The organism is Enterobacter cloacae complex sp. IR5403, from assembly GCF_049238705.1.
GTDB lineage: Bacteria > Pseudomonadota > Gammaproteobacteria > Enterobacterales > Enterobacteriaceae > Enterobacter > Enterobacter hormaechei_C.
The window spans coordinates 77,087-97,616 of record NZ_JBMKHP010000008.1; the positions used below are offsets into that span (position 1 = coordinate 77,087).

General features: G+C 55.3%; 14 protein-coding genes. 7 read left to right on the forward strand and 7 right to left on the reverse strand.

From position 1 onward, the window contains the following. The first annotated feature begins 90 nt into the window (after positions 1 to 90). Positions 91 to 753: a carbonate dehydratase gene (can, locus tag ACOTW6_RS13335; RefSeq protein WP_003856301.1), complete on the forward strand. Its 663-nt coding sequence runs from the start codon at positions 91 to 93 to the stop codon at positions 751 to 753. A gap of 65 nt (positions 754 to 818) precedes the next feature. On the opposite strand, the gene hpt is transcribed toward can, so the two are convergent. Further along, complete coding sequence (hpt, locus tag ACOTW6_RS13340) at positions 819 to 1,355, reverse strand: hypoxanthine phosphoribosyltransferase (protein ID WP_003856303.1); 537 nt, start codon at positions 1,353 to 1,355, stop codon at positions 819 to 821. Positions 1,356 to 1,561: 206 nt separating this feature from the next. On the opposite strand from hpt, the gene ACOTW6_RS13345 reads away from it, so the two are divergent. Further along, the gene (locus ACOTW6_RS13345) at positions 1,562 to 3,952 is read left to right on the forward strand and encodes a glucose/quinate/shikimate family membrane-bound PQQ-dependent dehydrogenase (RefSeq protein ID WP_003856304.1); all 2,391 of its coding nucleotides are present in this window, start codon (positions 1,562 to 1,564) and stop codon (positions 3,950 to 3,952) included. A gap of 86 nt (positions 3,953 to 4,038) precedes the next feature. On the opposite strand, the gene cueO is transcribed toward ACOTW6_RS13345, so the two are convergent. Then, complete coding sequence (gene cueO / locus ACOTW6_RS13350; protein WP_213789045.1) at positions 4,039 to 5,598, reverse strand: multicopper oxidase CueO; 1,560 nt, start codon at positions 5,596 to 5,598, stop codon at positions 4,039 to 4,041. A gap of 145 nt (positions 5,599 to 5,743) precedes the next feature. On the opposite strand from cueO, the gene ACOTW6_RS13355 reads away from it, so the two are divergent. The 3 genes from ACOTW6_RS13355 to speD all read left to right on the forward strand — a co-directional run bounded on the left by ACOTW6_RS13355 (position 5,744) and on the right by speD (position 7,857). Next, positions 5,744 to 6,091: a YacC family pilotin-like protein gene (locus tag ACOTW6_RS13355; protein WP_003856306.1), complete on the forward strand. Its 348-nt coding sequence runs from the start codon at positions 5,744 to 5,746 to the stop codon at positions 6,089 to 6,091. A 101-nt stretch (positions 6,092 to 6,192) separates the two neighbouring features. After that, the gene (gene speE / locus ACOTW6_RS13360; RefSeq protein ID WP_213789046.1) at positions 6,193 to 7,062 is read left to right on the forward strand and encodes a polyamine aminopropyltransferase; all 870 of its coding nucleotides are present in this window, start codon (positions 6,193 to 6,195) and stop codon (positions 7,060 to 7,062) included. Then, positions 7,063 to 7,857 carry an adenosylmethionine decarboxylase gene (gene speD, locus ACOTW6_RS13365; RefSeq protein WP_421766258.1) on the forward strand — a complete coding sequence of 265 codons (795 nt, stop codon included), beginning with the start codon at positions 7,063 to 7,065 and terminating at the stop codon, positions 7,855 to 7,857. Between the two features lie 31 nt (positions 7,858 to 7,888). Here speD and yacL read toward each other — a convergent pair whose 3' ends face one another. Then, a complete protein-coding gene (gene yacL / locus ACOTW6_RS13370) occupies positions 7,889 to 8,251 on the reverse strand; it encodes a protein YacL (RefSeq protein ID WP_003856309.1) in 363 nt (120 codons plus the stop codon). A 190-nt stretch (positions 8,252 to 8,441) separates the two neighbouring features. Further along, positions 8,442 to 11,039: a bifunctional aconitate hydratase 2/2-methylisocitrate dehydratase gene (gene acnB / locus ACOTW6_RS13375; protein WP_421766259.1), complete on the reverse strand. Its 2,598-nt coding sequence runs from the start codon at positions 11,037 to 11,039 to the stop codon at positions 8,442 to 8,444. An 892-nt stretch (positions 11,040 to 11,931) separates the two neighbouring features. Here acnB and ACOTW6_RS13380 point away from each other — a divergent pair. Continuing rightward, the gene (locus ACOTW6_RS13380; protein ID WP_121479285.1) at positions 11,932 to 13,422 is read left to right on the forward strand and encodes a DUF3300 domain-containing protein; all 1,491 of its coding nucleotides are present in this window, start codon (positions 11,932 to 11,934) and stop codon (positions 13,420 to 13,422) included. A 10-nt stretch (positions 13,423 to 13,432) separates the two neighbouring features. Further along, on the forward strand, positions 13,433 to 14,224 hold the full coding sequence (locus tag ACOTW6_RS13385; protein WP_121479286.1) for a DUF2950 family protein: 792 nt from the start codon (positions 13,433 to 13,435) through the stop codon (positions 14,222 to 14,224). 52 nt (positions 14,225 to 14,276) lie between these two features. On the opposite strand, the gene lpdA is transcribed toward ACOTW6_RS13385, so the two are convergent. The 3 genes from lpdA to aceE form a co-directional block, all read right to left on the reverse strand. Next, positions 14,277 to 15,701 (reverse strand): dihydrolipoyl dehydrogenase, encoded by a 1,425-nt coding sequence (gene lpdA, locus ACOTW6_RS13390; protein WP_003856313.1) that lies wholly within the window; start codon positions 15,699 to 15,701, stop codon positions 14,277 to 14,279. Positions 15,702 to 15,876: 175 nt separating this feature from the next. After that, positions 15,877 to 17,775 (reverse strand): pyruvate dehydrogenase complex dihydrolipoyllysine-residue acetyltransferase, encoded by a 1,899-nt coding sequence (gene aceF, locus ACOTW6_RS13395; protein WP_213789048.1) that lies wholly within the window; start codon positions 17,773 to 17,775, stop codon positions 15,877 to 15,879. Between the two features lie 14 nt (positions 17,776 to 17,789). Continuing rightward, on the reverse strand, positions 17,790 to 20,453 hold the full coding sequence (gene aceE, locus ACOTW6_RS13400; protein WP_047051304.1) for a pyruvate dehydrogenase (acetyl-transferring), homodimeric type: 2,664 nt from the start codon (positions 20,451 to 20,453) through the stop codon (positions 17,790 to 17,792). Between the last annotated feature and the right edge of the window lie 77 nt (positions 20,454 to 20,530).

Sequence of the window (20,530 nt, forward strand, 5' to 3'; positions counted from 1 at the left end):
AGTTCTGACACACGTTGTGTGGTTTCATTAAAAGTCGGGTTACCCTATAGTAGCGCAACGCAATCACTTGGTTACAGGTCGATAACCTCCATGAACGACATAGATACACTCATCAGCAACAATGCACTATGGTCAAAAATGCTGGTGGAGGAAGACCCCGGATTTTTTGGAAAACTCGCGCAAGCGCAGAACCCGCGCTTTCTCTGGATTGGATGTTCCGACAGCCGCGTCCCCGCCGAACGTCTGACCGGTCTTGAACCGGGCGAACTGTTTGTTCACCGCAATGTGGCTAACCTCGTTATTCATACCGATCTCAACTGCCTTTCGGTTGTTCAGTATGCCGTTGACGTTCTGGAGGTTGAGCACATCATTATTTGTGGCCATTACGGCTGCGGCGGCGTACAGGCGGCGGTCGAAAATACAGAGCTGGGGTTAATCGATAACTGGCTGCTGCACATCCGTGATATCTGGTTCAAACATAGCTCACTGCTGGGCGAAATGCCGCAGGAGCGCCGTCTCGACACGCTGTGTGAGCTGAACGTGATGGAGCAGGTCTATAACCTGGGCCACTCGACGATTATGCAGTCTGCCTGGAAACGCGGACAGAAGGTCTCCATCCACGGCTGGGCGTACGGTATTCACGACGGCCTGCTGCGCAATCTGGAAGTGACCGCCACCAACCGCGAAACGCTGGAACAGCGTTACCGCTCGGGAATTGCCAACCTCAAGCTTAAGCATGTGAACCATAAATAAACAAAGCCGGGGGTTTTCACCCTCTCCCTGTGGGAGAGGGCTGGGGTGAGGGCATCAGCCCGCAATTATTCGTCCAGAATCACTACTTTCCCAACATACGGCAGATGGCGATAACGCTGCGCGTAATCAATGCCGTAACCCACCACGAATTCGTCCGGGATGGAGAAACCAACGAACTCCACCGGCACCTGCACTTCACGGCGCTCAGGCTTATCCAGCAGAGTACAAATCGCCAGTGATTTTGGTTCACGCAGGCTCAGGATCTCACGCACTTTAGAGAGCGTGTTGCCGGAGTCGATGATGTCCTCAACAATCAACACATCTTTGCCACGAATATCTTCATCCAGATCTTTCAGGATTTTCACATCACGGGTTGTGGACATGCCGCTGCCGTAGCTGGAGGCGGTCATAAAATCGACCTCGTGCGGCACCTGCACTTCACGGCACAGGTCTGCCATGAACATGAAAGAGCCACGCAACAGACCGACCAGCACCATTTCGCTGCCGCTGTCCTTGTAATGTTCGGTGATTTGACGACCCAGTTCGGCGATACGCGCTTTGATCTCGGCTTCCGGGATCATCACTTCAACAGTATGTTTCATATTACTAACCAAATGATTTTAGTGAAAATCTCTCAATGCGGATGACTCTCGCTCCGGCATCGATACGCAAGCCAGCCATTATACCAGTAAATGGATAAGCCTGGCGTATGAGTTATAAAAAGCAATATTTGTGATTCCGATCACAGTTGTTAATACCTATAATTAATTGCTAGCAAATAATTAACAAAACTGACGAGTACTTTTCTATGGCTGAAACAAAAACTAAACAGCCGCGTCTACTGGTGACATTAACAGCCGCGTTTGCCGCATTCTGCGCGCTGTATTTGTTAATCGGTGGCGTATGGCTGGTCGCGATTGGCGGCTCCTGGTACTACCCGATTGCGGGTCTGGTTATGGTTGGCGTAACCGTCCTGCTTTTACGCAGAAAACAATCTGCTCTGTGGCTGTACGCAGCGTTACTGCTCGCAACCATGATCTGGGGCGTCTGGGAAGTCGGGTTCGACTTCTGGGCATTGACGCCGCGCAGCGACATTCTGGTCTTCTTCGGTATCTGGCTGATCCTGCCGTTTGTCTGGCGTCGTCTGATCGTCCCGTCCAGCGGTGCCGTGGCCGGTCTGGTCGTTGCCCTGCTGATTAGTGGCGGCATCCTGACCTGGGCCGGTTTTAACGACCCGCAGGAGATCAACGGTACGCTGAACGCGGAATCCACGCCGGCTGCGGCTATTTCGCAGGTGGCGGACGGTGACTGGCCTGCTTATGGTCGTAACCAGGAAGGTCAACGCTACTCCCCGCTGAAGCAGATCAACGCGGACAACGTGAAAAACCTGAAGGAAGCCTGGGTATTCCGTACCGGCGACCTGAAGATGCCAAACGATCCGGGTGAGCTGACCAACGAAGTGACCCCGATTAAAGTGGGCAACATGCTCTACCTGTGTACGGCGCACCAGCGTCTGTTCGCGCTCGACGCGGCCACCGGTAAAGAGAAATGGCACTTTGATCCACAGCTGAACTCCAACCCGTCGTTCCAGCACATTACCTGCCGCGGCGTCTCTTACCACGAAGCGCGCGCCGATAATGCCAGCCCGGAAGTCATTGCCGACTGTCCTCGCCGCATTATGCTGCCGGTGAACGATGGCCGCCTGTTTGCCATTAATGCTGAGACCGGCAAGCTGTGCGAAACCTTCGCCAATAAAGGCATTCTGAATCTTCAGACCAACATGCCGGACACCACGCCGGGTCTGTATGAACCGACCTCGCCGCCAATCATCACCGATAAAACTATCGTGATTGCCGGTTCGGTAACGGATAACTTCTCTACCCGTGAAACCTCCGGCGTTATCCGTGGTTTCGACGTGAACACCGGTAAACTGCTGTGGGCCTTCGACCCGGGCGCGAAAGATCCTAACGCGATCCCATCGGATGAACACACCTTTACCTTTAACTCACCGAACTCCTGGGCACCGGCAGCGTATGACGCGAAGCTGGACCTGGTTTACCTGCCGATGGGCGTAACCACGCCGGATATCTGGGGCGGTAACCGTACGCCGGAGCAGGAACGTTACGCCAGCTCCATCGTGGCGCTGAACGCAACGACCGGTAAACTGGCATGGAGCTACCAGACCGTTCATCACGATCTGTGGGATATGGATATGCCGTCCCAGCCGACGCTGGCGGACATTACCGTTAATGGTAAAACCGTTCCGGTGATTTACGCCCCGGCGAAAACCGGCAACATCTTCGTGCTGGATCGCAGCAACGGTAAGCTGGTTGTTCCTGCACCGGAAAAACCGGTTCCGCAGGGCGCGGCCAAAGGCGACTACGTCACCAAAACGCAGCCGTTCTCTGACCTGAGCTTCCGTCCGAAGAAAGACCTCAGCGGTGCAGACATGTGGGGTGCCACCATGTTTGACCAGCTGGTGTGCCGCGTGATGTTCCACCAGCTGCGCTACGAAGGGATTTTCACCCCGCCGTCAGAGCAGGGTACGCTGGTCTTCCCGGGTAACCTGGGGATGTTCGAATGGGGTGGGATTTCCGTTGACCCTAACCGTCAGGTCGCCATCGCTAACCCAATGGCGCTGCCGTTCGTTTCCCGTCTGATCCCTCGCGGTCCGGGTAACCCAATGGAGCAGCCGAAAGATGCGAAAGGCAGCGGTACCGAAGCCGGTATCCAGCCGCAGTATGGCGTTCCTTATGGTGTGACCCTGAATCCGTTCCTGTCTCCGTTTGGTCTGCCGTGTAAACAGCCTGCCTGGGGTTACATCTCTGGTCTGGATCTGAAGACCAACAAGATCGTCTGGAAGAAACGTATTGGTACGCCACAGGACAGCATGCCGTTCCCGATGCCTGTTCCAGTGCCGTTCAATATGGGTATGCCAATGCTGGGTGGCCCAATCTCCACCGCCGGTAACGTGCTGTTCATCGCGGCAACCGCAGATAACTACCTGCGCGCGTACAACATGACCAACGGTGAAAAACTGTGGCAAGGCCGTCTGCCAGCCGGTGGACAGGCAACGCCGATGACCTATGAAGTGAATGGCAAGCAGTACGTTGTCATCTCTGCGGGTGGTCACGGTTCGTTTGGCACGAAGATGGGCGACTATATTGTCGCGTATGCACTGCCTGACGACGCTAAGTAACGAAAAAGCCCGGTGGCGCTAACGCTTACCGGGCCTACGATTTCCATATGTAGGCCGGGTAAGGCGAAGCCACCACCCGGCTTTTTTTATACGGTAAAACCGAGCATCATCCCCGTATCTTCATGTTCCAGCAGATGGCAGTGGGCCATATAGGCAAACTCTTTCGGCGCGTCGTGGTCGAACTTCACCAGCACCTCGCTGACGCCGCCTTCCACCCTCACCGTATCTTTCCAGCCCGCACGATGCGCCTCCGGCGCTTTACCGTTCTCAGTGAGAATACGGAACTGCGTGCCGTGGATATGGAACGGGTGCAGCATCATGTCGCCTTCGCCTGAAATCACCCAGCGTTCAAACTGCCCTTTCGTGGCGGCGAACATGGGCGTGTTCATATCGAACGCTTTGCCGTTGATGCGGTTGGCGTTGTGGAAATCGAAACCATGGCCGCCGTGATCCATGCCGCCCATATTGCCGTGGTCCATATTCATATGGCCCATCATCTGGCCGTGATGCATTCCCGCCATGGCCTGATTGCCGTACTTCTTCATCAGCGCCTGCATGCCCATCATGTCGAGCATCGGGTCCATGGAAAGCTGAAGTTTACGCTGCGTAAGCCCGTCCAGCGACGGGAGTGATGGCAGCGTGGTGAGGGTCTCCGGCAGCGTACCGGAGGCGGTGATCTGTAGCGGCTGAATGCGCAGGACCGGATGCGGCTTATCAAACGGCGCAACGGCCATCCCCATCTGGCTGACCGGCAGGGTCACGAGGTCAAACGCTTTGCCATCGCTGATATCCACCAGCACCTCGAAGCGCTCCCCCATCAGCATCGGCAGCTCGCTCACCTTCACCGGCTCCGGCAGCAGGCCGCCGTCGCTTGCCATTACGTAAAGCGGGCGTTTATCGCTGGTGGCGAAGTTCAGGGAGCGGGCGTTACAGCCGTTAAGCAGACGTAAGCGCAGCCAGCCTTTTGGCGCGGCATGCTGCGGGTAGATCGCGCCGTTGGTCAGCAGCGTATCGCCAAACCAGCCTACCGCCGCGCTCATGACGTCCAGCTGATAGTCAATTTGACCGTCAGCGTTGAATTTTTTGTCCTGCACAATCACCGGGACATCGTCAATTCCCCACTGTTTCGGCAGGCGCAGCAGGCGGCTTTCATCGTCTTCAATCAGCACCAGGCCGGCCAGCCCCATCGCCACCTGATGGCCCGTTTTGCCATGCTGATGCGGGTGGAACCAGCAGGTCGCCGCGCGTTGTTCCGGGGTAAAGGTTACGCTGCGTTTACCACCAGGCCTGATAATGCCCTGAGGCCCTCCATCCACTTCGCCCGGGACTTCCAGCCCGTGCCAGTGCAGCGTGGTCTCTTCCGCAAGCGTGTTATGAATGTCTACCGTCACCGCCTTCCCTTTGCGTAACTGCAACGCCGGGCCGAGCAGATTGCCGTTATAGCCCCACGTCGTGGCGGCGTGCTGACCGAACGTGGTTTTACCGGCCTGCACCACAAGCTGAATGCGGCTGCGGGCATCTGCGGTGAGTAATTCAGGAATGGGTAAAGCCGGTCTGTCGGCGGCAAAAACGGCGCGGCTCCAGAGAGGTAACGCGCTGGCAACCCCCAGTGCGGCAGAAAATTTTAAAAAATCACGACGTTGCATGTGCATTTCCTTATTTCCAGCAGGCGATCTTTTGAGCATAAACCCTCCCCTTACCGGAAGGTCAAGCACGGCGGCAATAATAAAGATCGTCGGCCTGGCATCAAGTATGCTAACGTTAATTTTCCGTGATGCAGTGGTAAAGGCAATGAAGACGTTTTTCAGAACAATTTTGTTCGCCAGCCTGATGGCGATGTGTGCGAACAGTTACGCGCTAAGTGAAAACGAAGCGGAAGATATGGCCGATCTGACGGCAGTTTTTGTTTTTCTGAAAAACGATTGTGGTTACCAGAATTTACCCAATGGGCAAATTCGTCGCGCACTGGTCTTTTTTGCCCAGCAGAACCAATGGGACCTCAGCAACTACGACAGCTTCGACATGAAGGCGCTCGGTGAAGACAGCTACCGTGATTTAAGCGGTATTGGCATTCCCACTGCTAAAAAATGCAAAGCGCTGGCTCGCGATTCACTCAGCCTGCTCGCCTACGTGAAGTAACCTTCCCGACGCCCCTTGTTGACCCGTTAACCGCCTCACGGCGGTGTTGTGTTGCGCCCATCTGCCGGATGTAATGGATGTTAACGAAGGAGGTGCTCCCCATGACCGAAAAAACGGTATGGCAAGAAACGCTGCATGACCAGTTTGGTCAGTATTTTGCCGTGGATAACGTGCTCTATCATGAGAAAACCGATCATCAGGATTTGATAATCTTCGAAAACGCCGCCTTTGGCCGCGTGATGGCGCTGGACGGCGTGGTGCAAACCACCGAGCGCGACGAGTTTATCTATCACGAAATGATGACCCACGTCCCGCTGCTGGCCCACGGCCACGCGAAGGACGTGCTGATTATCGGCGGCGGCGACGGCGCGATGCTGCGTGAAGTCTCTCGCCATCAGAATGTCGAAACCATCACCATGGTGGAAATCGACGCCGGTGTGGTGTCGTTCTGCCGCCAGTATCTGCCCAACCACAATGCCGGCAGCTATGACGATCCGCGGTTTAATCTGATTATCGACGATGGCGTCAATTTTGTTAACCAGACCACGCAAACGTTTGATGTCATTATCTCTGACTGTACCGACCCTATCGGTCCGGGCGCGTCGCTGTTTACCTCGTCGTTTTACGAAGGCTGCAAGCGCTGCCTGAAGCCTGGCGGTATTTTTGTGGCGCAAAACGGCGTTTGCTTCCTGCAACAGGATGAAGCGCTTGATAGCCACCGTAAGCTGAGCACCTATTTTGCTGACGTCAGCTTCTACCAGGCGGCGATCCCCACTTACTACGGCGGGATCATGACCTTTGCCTGGGCGACGGATAACGACGTCCTGCGCCATCTCTCTACCGAAATTATCCAGGCCCGCTTCCATCAGGCCGGGCTCCAGTGCCGCTACTACAACCCGGCGATCCACACCGCAGCCTTTGCGTTGCCTCAATATCTGCAAGACGCGCTGTCCTCAAAGGAGGTGAACTAATTGAAAAAGCTTAAACTGCATGGCTTTAACAATCTGACCAAAAGCCTGAGTTTTTGTATTTACGATATCTGCTACGCCAAAACAGCAGAAGAGAGCGATGGTTACATCGCCTATATCGATGAACTCTACAACGCCAACCGTCTGACCGAGATCCTGACAGAGACCTGCTCGATTATCGGCGCGAACATCCTGAATATCGCGCGCCAGGATTATGAGCCTCAGGGTGCGAGCGTCACCATTCTGGTGAGTGAAGAGCCGGTTGACCCAAAGCTTATCGACAAAACCGAGCACCCCGGCCCGCTGCCGGAAGTGGTTGTCGCCCACCTGGATAAAAGCCATATCTGCGTGCACACCTACCCGGAAAGCCACCCGGAAGGCGGGCTGTGTACCTTCCGCGCGGATATTGAAGTGTCGACCTGCGGCGTGATTTCACCGCTGAATGCGTTGAATTATTTAATCCACCAGCTGGAATCCGATATCGTCACTATTGATTATCGCGTGCGCGGTTTTACCCGTGATATCAACGGCATGAAGCACTTCATTGATCATGAGATCAACTCCATTCAGAATTTCATGTCCGAGGACATGAAATCGCTGTACGACATGATGGATGTGAACGTCTATCAGGAGAATATCTTCCACACCAAAATGTTACTTAAGGAATTCGACCTTAAGCACTACATGTTCCACACCAGGCCGGAAGATTTAAGTGAAGAAGAGCGCAAGGTCATTACCGACCTGCTCTGGAAAGAGATGCGCGAAATTTACTACGGCCGTAACATTCCGACCGTGTAAACGTAACCCGGAGCAGGGACGCTTCGGGGAGTTACTTCTGTTTCATAAAATCGCGGTAGGCGTTCACCACGCTCAGGAAGTCTTCCACGCCGCACAGCGACAGGCTCTCTTCGTCGTAGTAGCTCATCCCCTCTTCCATCTCATCACCCGAGAACTCAAGCTGGTTGGCGCGCACCATCACCTCTTCGCCATCCATCCACAGCGTGTATTCGTGCCCGGCGCGTTGCCAGGAGCGTTCACTGCCTTTCACCGTTTCCGCCGCCTGTTCGACTTCATCCAGCAGCGCAAGGTTCTCTTTCACCTCTTCGTTAAACCAGTGTCCAACGGCTTCGTGCCCCATCGACATTCGCACTTTCACCACGCCGGTGATGTCGCGCAAAAATTCGTAATCCATAGCGTTTTCCTCTGCAAAGCCATTAGGGTAATTATCGCAGCAGCGAGGAAGAAAAAAAGCGGGAGAGGCGGGAGGAATGAAAATAAAAAGGTGAGAGCAAGACCCTGCGGCCTGATGCCCTCACCCCGTCCCTCTCCCACGGGAGAGGGTGCAAACACTAAAAACCGTCTCGTAGAGACGGTTTTGCTGTTTATACCGCCGTCTGGAAGATCACCCCGTCAGCCTTCTCGGTGTACTGAGAGAGCTGGTCGAAGTTCAGATAGCGATAGGTATCCACCGCCGTCTTATCTACCTGAGCCACAAAGGTCTGGTACTCTTCCGGCGTTGGCAGTTTGCCAATCAGCGCCGCAACCGCCGCCAGCTCCGCAGAGGCCAGGTAAACGTTCGCCCCGGTACCTAAACGGTTCGGGAAGTTACGGGTTGAGGTGGACACCACCGTCGCACCGTCGGCCACGCGCGCCTGGTTGCCCATGCACAGGGAGCAGCCAGGGATTTCGATACGCGCCCCGCTCTTACCAAACACGCTGTAGTAGCCCTCTTCGGTCAGCTGCGCCGCATCCATACGGGTTGGCGGCGCCACCCACAGACGGGTTGGCAGCTGGCCTTTGTGGGTATCCAGCAGCTTACCGGCAGCACGGAAGTGGCCGATGTTGGTCATACAGGAGCCGATGAACACTTCGTCGATCTTATCGCCCTGCACGTCAGAGAGCAGACGCGCATCGTCCGGATCGTTCGGCGCACACAGGATTGGCTCTTTGATATCCGCCAGATCGATCTCAATCACCGCCGCGTACTCTGCGTCTGCATCGGCTTCCAGCAGCTGCGGATCCGCCAGCCATTTTTCCATGCCCTGAATACGACGCTCCAGCGTACGACGGTCGCCGTAGCCTTCCGCAATCATCCACTTCAGCAGCACGATGTTGGAGGTCAGATACTCAATGATCGGCTCTTTGTTCAGCTTGATGGTACAGCCCGCCGCAGAACGCTCGGCGGAGGCATCGGTCAGCTCGAACGCCTGTTCCACTTTCAGATCCGGCAGACCTTCAATTTCCAGAATGCGGCCAGAGAAGATGTTTTTCTTGCCTTTCTTCTCAACGGTCAGCAGACCCTGTTTGATGGCATACAGCGGGATCGCGTGCACCAGATCGCGCAGGGTAATGCCCGGCTGCATTTTGCCTTTGAAGCGCACCAGCACCGATTCCGGCATATCCAGCGGCATCACGCCGGTCGCTGCGGCAAACGCCACCAGACCGGAACCCGCCGGGAAGGAGATCCCGATTGGGAAACGGGTATGGGAGTCACCGCCGGTACCGACGGTATCCGGCAGCAGCATGCGGTTCAGCCAGGAGTGGATAACGCCGTCCCCCGGACGCAGGGAGACACCGCCACGGTTCATAATGAAATCAGGCAGCGTGTGGTGCGTGGTTACGTCAACCGGCTTAGGATACGCCGCGGTGTGGCAGAAGGACTGCATCACCAGATCGGAAGAGAAGCCCAGGCACGCCAGGTCTTTCAGTTCATCACGGGTCATTGGGCCAGTGGTGTCCTGAGACCCCACGGAGGTCATTTTCGGTTCGCAGTACGCGCCAGGACGGATACCGGCGACGCCGCAGGCGCGACCCACCATTTTCTGCGCCAGAGAGTAACCGCGGTTGCTCTCGGCCACGTCTTTCGCCTGACGGAATACGTCACTGTGCGGCAGACCCAGCGCTTCAAGCGCTTTGGTGGTCAGGCCACGGCCGATGATCAGCGGAATACGGCCACCGGCACGCACTTCGTCGATCAGCACGTCGGTTTTCAGCTCAAAGCTGGCCAGAAGTTCGTTGGTTTCGTGGTTGCGCACTTCGCCTTTATACGGGTAAACGTCAATCACGTCGCCCATATTCAGGTTGCTCACGTCCACTTCAATTGGCAGCGCGCCCGCATCTTCCATGGTGTTGAAGAAGATTGGCGCAATTTTGCCGCCGAGGCACAGGCCGCCGCCGCGCTTGTTCGGCACGTGCGGAATGTCGTCGCCCATGAACCACAGCACGGAGTTGGTGGCGGATTTACGGGAAGAACCGGTACCGACCACGTCACCGACGTAAGCCAGCGGGAAACCTTTTTGTTGCAGGGCTTCGATCTGTTTGATCGGACCAACCACGCCAGGCTGATCCGGCTCAATGCCTTCACGGGCGTTTTTCAGCATCGCCAGGGCGTGCAGGGGGATATCCGGGCGAGACCATGCATCCGGCGCCGGAGAAAGGTCATCGGTGTTGGTTTCACCGGTCACTTTAAAGACGGTAACGGTAATTTTTTCAGCAAGCTGAGGGCGGTTCAGGAACCATTCGGCATCGGCCCAGGACTGCATCACCTGCTTCGCGTAAACGTTGCTTGCTTTGGCTTTTTCTTCCACATCGTAGAAGTTATCGAACATCAGTAGCGTTGAAGAGAGCGCTTTGGCAGCAATTGGCGCCAGCTTGTCGTTATCCAGCGCGTCAATCAGCGGATGAATGTTATAGCCGCCCTGCATGGTGCCGAGCAGTTCAATCGCTTTTTCAGGAGTAACCAGTGGGGAGGTGGCTTCGCCTTTGGCAACGGCGGCAAGGAATCCGGCTTTTACGTAGGCAGCTTCATCTACGCCAGGCGGTACACGGTTGATCAGCAGATCTAACAGGAATTCTTCTTCGCCCTCAGGCGGGTTCTTAAGCAGCTCGACGAGCGCGGCCATTTGGGTTGCATCTAACGGTTTGGGTACAATTCCCTCGGCGGCACGTTCTGCTACGTGCTTACGGTATTCTTCTAGCACGACGGTTCTCCTCGCTCTCATTGTCATATGCGGCGGGCGTTCTCTTCACGCTCCTGTGAGACAGCAGTTTGTAGGGTAAATGCCCGATACCGCGTCGGGCAGCATAGCAGGATTTCTGCACAGTGTTAATCTGTTTACAAAAAAGCAACATTAAAAAATTTGCTGAATCGTTAAGCATGGTGTAACGGGGAGACGAGACGAATTTTGGGCACAAAAAAACCGCCTGATAGCGGTTTATTTGTTGCCTTGCGGTGGTAGCACACCGTGCTGGCAGATTTGCGGCAACCCCAACGCAATGAATTTTGCATCACGCCCCACTGGCTTGCAAGCCATTATGTCAATTTTGCGTGGCGCCTTCCTGTTTCGAATGAAAAAACGGTTAACTTCATTTATCGCCTTCTGAATTCCCACTGAGTCGATTACTCTTCTTCTCGGCCTGCTTCGCTGGTGTAGCAACCAGTCACCGGGCCCGGGAGCAGTTCCGTAACCTACGCGGCAACGCCAACTTGCCTGGTTCTGCCTTTCCCGGTGAAGAATGAACCCGCGTAGCCTGTACAGGAACGCACGCAATGGAGATGCGAATCACTGCGCTGATCGTTGTGACCGGTTTACTGCTAACCGCACTGCACGGTGGCTGGAATATATCCGACATCACGGTGCTGTTTGTCGTCAACCTCGGCAACTAGCTGCTGGCCGCTCGCAAGAGCGGCCTTCTGAATTTCCGTCGCCTGTTCAGCCATCCGATATAATTGTGTAATAAATACTCACACTCTTTATCCGGACGCTTCGGAAGGTTTCCCAATAAAAGTCAAAACTGTAAAACACGGGTGAATGATACTCGCGGCAACAGCAACGCCTCACGGCACTGCACTCGTCTCGTTGGAGTCAATCTATGAAGTTGCCTTTTAAACCACATCTTCTTGTTCTGCTTTGCAGTGCGGGGCTGTTTGCCGCCTCGGGCGTCATGTTCGTTAAAAGCCTCGCAACGGAACCCGCTCCCGCGCCGGTAGCCCCGCAGCTCCCCGTACCAACAGCACAACCTGCCCCGGTGGCGACTCCGGCCTATACCGCCGCGCAGATCGATCAGTGGACCGCGCCCATTGCGCTCTACCCCGACGCGCTGCTGTCGCAAATTCTGATGGCCTCAACCTATCCGGCGAGCGTGATTCAGGCCGCCCAGTGGTCAAAGAACAACCCAAAAATGCAGGGCGATGCCGCCATTCAGGCGGTCAGCGGGCAGCCATGGGATGCCAGCGTAAAATCGCTGGTCGCCTTTCCGCAGTTAATGTCGCTGATGGGGGAAAACCCGTCGTGGGTACAGAGCCTCGGCGACGCCTTTCTGGCCCAGCCAAAGGATGTGATGGATTCCGTGCAGCGTCTGCGCCTGCTGGCGCAGCAGACAGGCACGTTGCAATCCACCCCGCAGCAGACCGTCACCACCGTGAAAAAATCTGCGCCAGCCTCCACCAGTACAGCCGCGACGTCAACATCGGCTAGTCCGACGGTGATTAAAATTGAGCCAGCCGATCCACAGGTGGTTTATGTCCCTACCTACAACCCTTCCACCGTTTACGGTACGTGGCCAAACGCCAGCTATCCGCCGGTGTATCTGCCCCCGTCTCCCGGCCAGCAGTTTACCAATAGTTTTGTCAGAGGCTTTGGCTATAGCCTCGGCGTAGCCACCACCTATGCGCTGTTCAGTAACATCGACTGGGACGATGACGACGATCACCATCACGATCATGATGACGATCACCACGGCGGTTATTCGCATAACGGCGATAACATTAATATTAATGTTAATAACTTCAATAAGATCACCGGCGAGCACCTTACCGATAATCATCAGGTCTGGCAGCATAATCCGGCCTACCGCAACGGCGTGCCCTACGCCAATAGCCAGCTTGCCAGCCGCTATCATCAGACTTCAGTGCCGGGCGGGTTGAGCGCTACCCGGCAGCAGCCGGTCAACCGCGATAGCCAGCGGCAGGCTGCGATGGCGCAGGTACAGCAGTCGACGGGCAAAACCCTCACACAGCTACAGCATGGCGACGCGCATTTCCCGCAACATGCAGCGTCCGCGCAGCAGCTGAAGCAGCTCTCTCAGCGCAGCAACTATCGCGGCTACGACAGCGCGCGGCCACACGCACAACAGATGAATAATACTCTTGCGCAAACCAGACGCCCGACGCAGGTTCAGCATCAGCCGCTGCGGGCAAACGCCCTGAGCGGCAACGACAGCCGTTCGGCCAGCTGGCAGGCCCAGCACCAGCGCGGGCTGCAAAGCCGCCAGCACGCGTCGCTGAACAGTGAGCAGCGTGCCAGCTTCCGCCAGCAGCTGTCCGAACACCATACCGAACACCGTGAATTCCACCGTCGTTAAGGGAGCCGCTATGAACATGAAACCGATCGGTGGAATGCTGTTGTTGATGGTATCCACCTTCGCCTGCGCCCAGCAATCCTTCTCCACGCCTGAGCAGGCAGCCAATGCCCTGACGAAGGCCATAAGCGAGCAGAATGAGCGCGCGATGGCCGACCTGCTGGGGGATAACTGGCGCGACTATCTGCCACCTGAAGGAGTTGATCCGGAGGCGGTGGCTCGATTCCTGCGTGACTGGAAGATAAACCATCGTACCGAAATCAGCGGCGATATTGCCCATCTGTCAGTTGGCGATAACGGCTGGCAACTCCCCATACCGGTAGTGAAGAAAAAAGAGGGCTGGCAATTTGATATGCAGAAAGCAGCGGATGAGATCCTGACCCGCGAAATCGGCCGCAACGAACTCGCGGCTATCGAAGCGCTGCACGCCTACGTCGACGCACAGCACAGCTACTACGCCATGAACCACCGCTATGCGCAGAAGATTGTCAGCACGCCAGGGCTAAAAGACGGCCTGTACTGGCCCATCTCGCCGGGCGAAGCGCCAAGCCCGCTGGGTCCCGCCTTCAGCCCGCCGGAGCCAGGTATGGGCTATCACGGTTATCGGTTCCGCATTCTGCCGGATAAAAATGGCTTTGCGATGGTTGCCTGGCCCGTGAGCTATGGTCAGACGGGGGTAATGAGCTTTGTCGTTAATCAGGATGACAAAGTTTATCAGGCAAATCTCGGCAACGATTCGGCGCAGAAAGCGCAGGCGCTCGCTGCATACCACCCGGATAAAACCTGGCAGCCTGTCACCCCCTGAACGCGGCGCATAAAAAAAGCGGCCTCAGGCCGCTTTTTTCATCTGAAGAAACTTATTTCTTCTTCGCTTTCGCGTTTGGCAGGTCGGTGATGCTACCTTCAAACACTTCTGCCGCCAGGCCCACGGACTCGTGCAGAGTCGGGTGAGCGTGGATGGTCAGCGCGATGTCTTCCGCGTCACAGCCCATTTCGATAGCCAGACCGATTTCACCCAGCAGCTCGCCGCCGTTGGTACCGACAATCGCACCACCGATTACACGGTGAGTTTCTTTGTCGAAGATCAGTTTGGTCATACCGTCTGCGCAGTCGGACGCGATAGCACGGCCAGAAGCAGCCCACGGGAAGGTGGCGGTTTCATAGCTGATGCCTTTCTCTTTCGCTTCTTTCTCAGTCAGACCGACCCATGCCACTTCTGGCTCGGTGTAGGCGATAGATGGGATCACTTTCGGATCGAAGTAGTGCTTCATGCCGGCGATAACTTCAGCGGCAACGTGACCTTCGTGAACACCTTTGTGCGCCAGCATTGGCTGACCGACGATATCGCCGATAGCAAAGATGTGCGGCACGTTGGTGCGCAGCTGTTTGTCAACGCGGATGAAGCCACGGTCGTCCACTTCCACGCCAGCTTTGCCCGCGTCGAGGTTTTTACCGTTCGGCACACGGCCGATAGCCACCAGCACGGCGTCGTAACGCTGTGGTTCGGATGGGGCTTTTTTGCCTTCCATGGAAACGTAAATACCGTCTTCTTTCGCTTCAACGGCAGTCACTTTGGTTTCCAGCATCAGGTTGAATTTCTTGCTGATGCGTTTGGTGAAGACTTTAACGATGTCTTTGTCGGCAGCCGGGATAACCTGGTCGAACATTTCAACCACGTCGATCTCTGAACCCAGCGCATGGTACACGGTACCCATTTCCAGACCGATGATACCGCCGCCCATAACCAGCAGGCGCTTAGGAACGGTTTTCAGCTCCAGCGCATCGGTGGAATCCCACACGCGTGGATCTTCATGTGGAATGAATGGCAGTTCGATTGGGCGAGAGCCTGCCGCGATGATCGCGTTGTCGAAGTTGATCACGGTTTTGCCGTTTTCGCCTTCCACTTCCAGGGTGTTCGCACCGGTGAATTTACCCAGACCGTTTACCACTTTCACTTTACGGCCTTTGGCCATACCCGCCAGACCGCCGGTCAGCTGAGTGATAACTTTCTCTTTCCAGGTACGAATTTTGTCGATATCGGTTTTCGGCTCGCCGAAGACGATACCGTGTTCAGCCAGCGCTTTGGCTTCTTCGATAACTTTCGCTACGTGCAGCAGCGCTTTAGAAGGGATACAGCCGACGTTCAGACAAACACCGCCGAGGGTGCTGTAACGTTCTACGATGACGGTTTCCAGACCTAAATCCGCGGCGCGAAATGCTGCGGAGTAACCTGCCGGGCCTGCCCCAAGTACTACGACCTGAGTTTTGATTTCTGTGCTCATCATGACCTCTTAATGTATACCCGTCGTCCACCGGGTCGTTCTATCCGCCCGTATTTTACAAAATTGTTAACAATTTTGAAACAACAAACGGCTCACGAATTATCGCTTTCACCAATAACCTCAAAAACCCCATGAGATTATCAGAAAAAAGCCGGCCGACTGGCCGGCTTTTCAATTACATCACCAGGCGGCGAATGTCGCTCAGCATGTTGTTGATGATGGTGATGAAACGCGCACCATCAGCCCCGTCGATCACGCGGTGGTCGAAGGACAGAGAGATTGGCATCATCAGACGCGGCACGAACTCTTTGCCATTCCACACCGGCTCCATCGCGGACTTGGACACACCGAGGATAGCCACTTCCGGCGCGTTCACAATCGGCGCGAAGTGGGTGGTACCCAGGCCGCCGATGCTGGAGATAGTGAAGCAGCCGCCCTGCATTTCGCCGGCAGTCAGCTTACCATCACGCGCTTTTTTGGAGATGGTGGTCAGTTCACGGGACAGCTCAGTGACGCTCTTCTTGTTCACGTCTTTGAAGACCGGAACAACCAGACCATTTGGCGTATCAACCGCAACACCGATGTTGATGTATTTCTTCAGCGTCAGCTTCTGACCGTCTTCGGACAGGGAGCTGTTGAAGCGTGGCATCTGTTCCAGCGCCGCCGCAACCGCTTTCATGATGAAGACCACTGGGGTGAATTTCACGTCCAGCTTACGCTTCTCAGCTTCGGCGTTCTGCTGTTTACGGAACGCTTCCAGATCGGTGATATCAGTCTTATCGAAGTGGGTAACGTGCGGGATCATCACCCAGTTACGGCTCAGGTTCGCACCGGAGATTTTCTGGATACGGCCCAGTTCCACTTCTTCGATTTCGCCGAACTTGCTGAAGTCCACTTTCGGCCATGGCAGCATGCCCGGGATACCGCCGCCAGCGGCTGCCGCAGGTGCAGCTTCGGCGCGTTTCACCGCGTCTTTCACGTAAGCCTGAACGTCTTCGCGCAGGATACGCCCTTTACGGCCGGTGCCCTTCACTTTCGCCAGGTTCACACCGAATTCGCGCGCCAGGCGACGAATCAGCGGAGTCGCGTGGACGTAAGCGTCGTTTTCAGCGAACTCAGATTTTTCTGTTTTAGCAGCAGGGGCAGCAGCCGGTTTAGCAGCCTGAGCCGGTGCAGCAGACGGTGCCGGAGCAGCCGCGGCAGCTGGAGCGGCGGCAGGTGCTGCGCCTTCCACTTCGAAGACCATGATCAGAGAGCCGGTAGATACTTTGTCGCCGGTGTTGATTTTGATCTCTTTAACGGTACCGGCGAACGGCGCAGGCACTTCCATAGAAGCTTTGTCGCCTTCAACGGTGATCAGTGACTGTTCAGCGGCAACTTTGTCGCCCACTTTTACCATCACTTCGGTCACTTCAACTTCGTCACCGCCGATGTCCGGTACGTTAACGTCTTTCACGCCGCCAGCAGCCGCTGGTGCAGCAGCCGGAGCCGGAGCAGCGTCCGCTTTCGCTGGAGCCGCAGCGCCTTCAGCGCCCGCCACTTCGAAGATCATGATAAGCGACCCGGTAGACACTTTGTCACCGGTGTTGATCTTGATCTCTTTAACGGTACCCGCGAACGGTGCAGGCACTTCCATAGAGGCTTTGTCGCCTTCTACGGTGATCAGTGACTGCTCAGCCGCAACGGTATCGCCCACTTTCACCAGGATTTCAGTGACTTCAACTTCGTCACCGCCGATGTCAGGCACGTTCACTTCTTTCGCTGCCGCGGCCGCTGCTGGAGCAGCAGCAGGAGCGGCTTCTTTCTTCTCTTCCTGCGCAGGTGCAGCAGCTGCTGCACCGTCGGCGGAATCGAAAATCATGATCAGTTTACCGGTCTCGGTTTTATCGCCAACAGAGACTTTGATCTCTTTAACGATGCCAGCCTGAGGAGACGGGACTTCCATAGAAGCTTTGTCGCCTTCTACGGTGATCAGCGACTGTTCAGCTTCAACTTTGTCGCCCACTTTGACCAGGATCTCGGTGATTTCAACTTCATCAGCCCCGATGTCCGGTACATTGATTTCGATAGCCATTATTCTTTTACCTCTTACGCCAGACGCGGGTTAACTTTATCTGCATCGATGTTGAATTTGGTAATTGCGTCTGCAACCACTTTCTTATCGATTTCGCCACGTTTAGCCAGTTCGCCCAGTGCTGCTACTACCACGTAGGAAGCATCAACTTCGAAGTGGTGACGCAGGTTTTCGCGGCTGTCAGAACGACCGAAGCCGTCAGTACCCAGTACGCGATAATCATCAGCTGGAACGTAAGTACGAACCTGCTCAGCGAACAGTTTCATATAGTCAGTAGACGCCACCGCTGGCGCGTCGTTCATCACCTGAGCGATGTACGGAACGCGTGGGGTTTCCATTGGGTGCAGCATGTTCCAGCGCTCACAATCCTGGCCATCACGCGCCAGTTCAGTGAAGGAGGTAACAGAGTACACATCGGAACCCACACCGTAGTCTTTCGCCAGGATCTGCGCTGCTTCACGAACGTGACGCAGGATAGAACCAGAGCCCAGCAGCTGAACTTTACCTTTGCTACCTTCGATGGTTTCGAGTTTGTAGATACCTTTACGGATACCTTCCTCGGCACCTGCTGGCATTGCCGGCATGTGGTAGTTTTCGTTCAGGGTGGTGATGTAGTAGTAAATGTTCTCTTGCGCTTCACCGTACATGCGCTGCAAGCCGTCATGCATGATGACTGCCACTTCGTACGCGTAAGACGGGTCGTAAGAGATACAGTTAGGGATAGTCAGAGACTGAATGTGGCTGTGACCATCTTCGTGCTGTAAGCCTTCACCGTTCAGGGTCGTACGACCAGAAGTACCCCCGATCAGGAAGCCGCGAGCCTGCTGGTCGCCTGCCTGCCAGCACAGGTCACCGATACGCTGGAACCCGAACATGGAGTAGTAGATGTAGAACGGGATCATCGGCAGGTTGTTGGTGCTGTAAGAGGTCGCAGCAGCCAGCCAGGATGCGCCTGCACCCAGTTCGTTGATACCTTCCTGAAGGATCTGACCTTTCTCGTCTTCTTTGTAGTATGCAACCTGCTCACGGTCCTGCGGGGTGTACTGCTGGCCGTTCGGGCTGTAGATACCGATCTGACGGAACAGACCTTCCATACCGAAAGTACGCGCTTCGTCGGCGATGATTGGAACCAGACGATCTTTGATCGACTTGTTCTTCAGCATCACGTTCAGGGCACGAACGAAAGCGATGGTGGTTGAGATCTCTTTGTTCTGCTCTTCCAGCAGCTGAGAGAAATCTTCCAGCGCTGGCAGTTCCAGCTTCTCGGTGAAGTTAGGCTGACGAGCAGGCAGGTAGCCTTTCAGCGCCTGACGACGTTCGTGCAGGTACTTGTGCTCTTCAGACCCTTCCGGGAAAGTGATGTAAGACAGGTTTTCTACCTGCTCATCGGTCACTGGAACGTTGAAACGGTCGCGGATATAACGCACGCCGTCCATGTTCATTTTCTTAACCTGGTGAGCGATGTTTTTACCTTCTGCGGTATCACCCATGCCGTAACCTTTGATGGTGTGGGCCAGGATCACAGTCGCTTTACCTTTGGTTTCACGCGCTTTTTTCAGTGCAGCGTAAACTTTCTTCGGATCGTGACCACCGCGGTTCAACGCCCAAATCTGCTCGTCAGTCCAGTCTGCAACCAGGGCTGCGGTTTCAGGATATTTGCCGAAGAAGTGCTCACGTACGTAGGCACCGTCTTTAGATTTGAAGGTCTGGTAGTCGCCGTCAACGGTTTCGTTCATCAGCTGGATCAGTTTACCGCTGGTGTCTTTACGCAGCAGCTCATCCCAACGACCGCCCCACATCACTTTGATCACGTTCCAGCCTGCACCCGCGAAGATGCCTTCCAGTTCGTTGATGATCTTGCCGTTACCGGTTACCGGACCATCCAGACGTTGCAGGTTACAGTTGATGATGAAGCACAGGTTGTCCAGCTTCTCACGGGTCGCGATGGTGATCGCGCCTTTAGATTCTGGCTCATCCATTTCACCGTCGCCCAGGAAGGCGTAAACGGTCTGCTCAGAGGTGTCTTTCAGACCACGGTGTTCCAGGTACTTCAGGAATTTAGCCTGATAGATCGCACCGATTGGACCCAGGCCCATAGATACGGTCGGGAACTGCCAGAACTCAGGCATCAGTTTAGGGTGCGGGTAAGAAGACAGACCTTTACCGTGAACTTCCTGACGGAAGTTGTTCATCTGCTCTTCAGTCAGACGACCTTCCAGGAAGGCACGTGCATAGATGCCCGGAGAGATGTGGCCCTGGAAGTACACCAGATCGCCGCCATCTTTCTCGTTCGCTGCACGGAAGAAGTGGTTGAAGCACACTTCGTAAATGGTCGCAGAAGACTGGAAGGACGCCATGTGGCCCCCCAGTTCCAGGTCTTTCTTGGATGCGCGCAGAACGGTCATGATGGCGTTCCAGCGGATAGCAGAACGGATACGGCGTTCCAGATCCAGATTGCCCGGGTATTCCGGTTCGTCTTCGACGGCAATCGTGTTTACGTAGTTGCTAGCCCCTGCACCTGAAGCCACTTTCACGCCGCCTTTGCGTGCTTCTGAAAGCAGCTGATCAATCAGATACTGAGCGCGCTCAACACCTTCTTCACGGATGACCGATTCGATCGCCTGTAGCCAGTCGCGAGTTTCGATCGGATCCACGTCATTTTGGAGACGTTCTGACATGGGGGTATTCCTTATCTATCTAATACGTTGATTTGTCTGGAACCTGTCCCATTGTATTTTCGCCAGAAAACACAATA

Excerpts from the sequence above, each read along its gene's own strand:
- ACOTW6_RS13345 (WP_003856304.1), top strand. The coding sequence starts at position 1,562 with ATGGCTGAAACAAAAACTAAACAGCCGCGTCTACTGGTGACATTAACA.
- can (WP_003856301.1), top strand. The coding sequence starts at position 91 with ATGAACGACATAGATACACTCATCAGCAACAATGCACTATGGTCAAAA.
- hpt (WP_003856303.1), bottom strand. The coding sequence starts at position 1,355 with ATGAAACATACTGTTGAAGTGATGATCCCGGAAGCCGAGATCAAAGCG.
- ACOTW6_RS13385 (WP_121479286.1), top strand. The coding sequence starts at position 13,433 with ATGAACATGAAACCGATCGGTGGAATGCTGTTGTTGATGGTATCCACC.
- lpdA (WP_003856313.1), bottom strand. The coding sequence starts at position 15,701 with ATGAGCACAGAAATCAAAACTCAGGTCGTAGTACTTGGGGCAGGCCCG.
- cueO (WP_213789045.1), bottom strand. The coding sequence starts at position 5,598 with ATGCAACGTCGTGATTTTTTAAAATTTTCTGCCGCACTGGGGGTTGCC.
- yacL (WP_003856309.1), bottom strand. The coding sequence starts at position 8,251 with ATGGATTACGAATTTTTGCGCGACATCACCGGCGTGGTGAAAGTGCGA.
- aceE (WP_047051304.1), bottom strand. The coding sequence starts at position 20,453 with ATGTCAGAACGTCTCCAAAATGACGTGGATCCGATCGAAACTCGCGAC.
- ACOTW6_RS13355 (WP_003856306.1), top strand. The coding sequence starts at position 5,744 with ATGAAGACGTTTTTCAGAACAATTTTGTTCGCCAGCCTGATGGCGATG.
- ACOTW6_RS13380 (WP_121479285.1), top strand. The coding sequence starts at position 11,932 with ATGAAGTTGCCTTTTAAACCACATCTTCTTGTTCTGCTTTGCAGTGCG.
- aceF (WP_213789048.1), bottom strand. The coding sequence starts at position 17,775 with ATGGCTATCGAAATCAATGTACCGGACATCGGGGCTGATGAAGTTGAA.
- speE (WP_213789046.1), top strand. The coding sequence starts at position 6,193 with ATGACCGAAAAAACGGTATGGCAAGAAACGCTGCATGACCAGTTTGGT.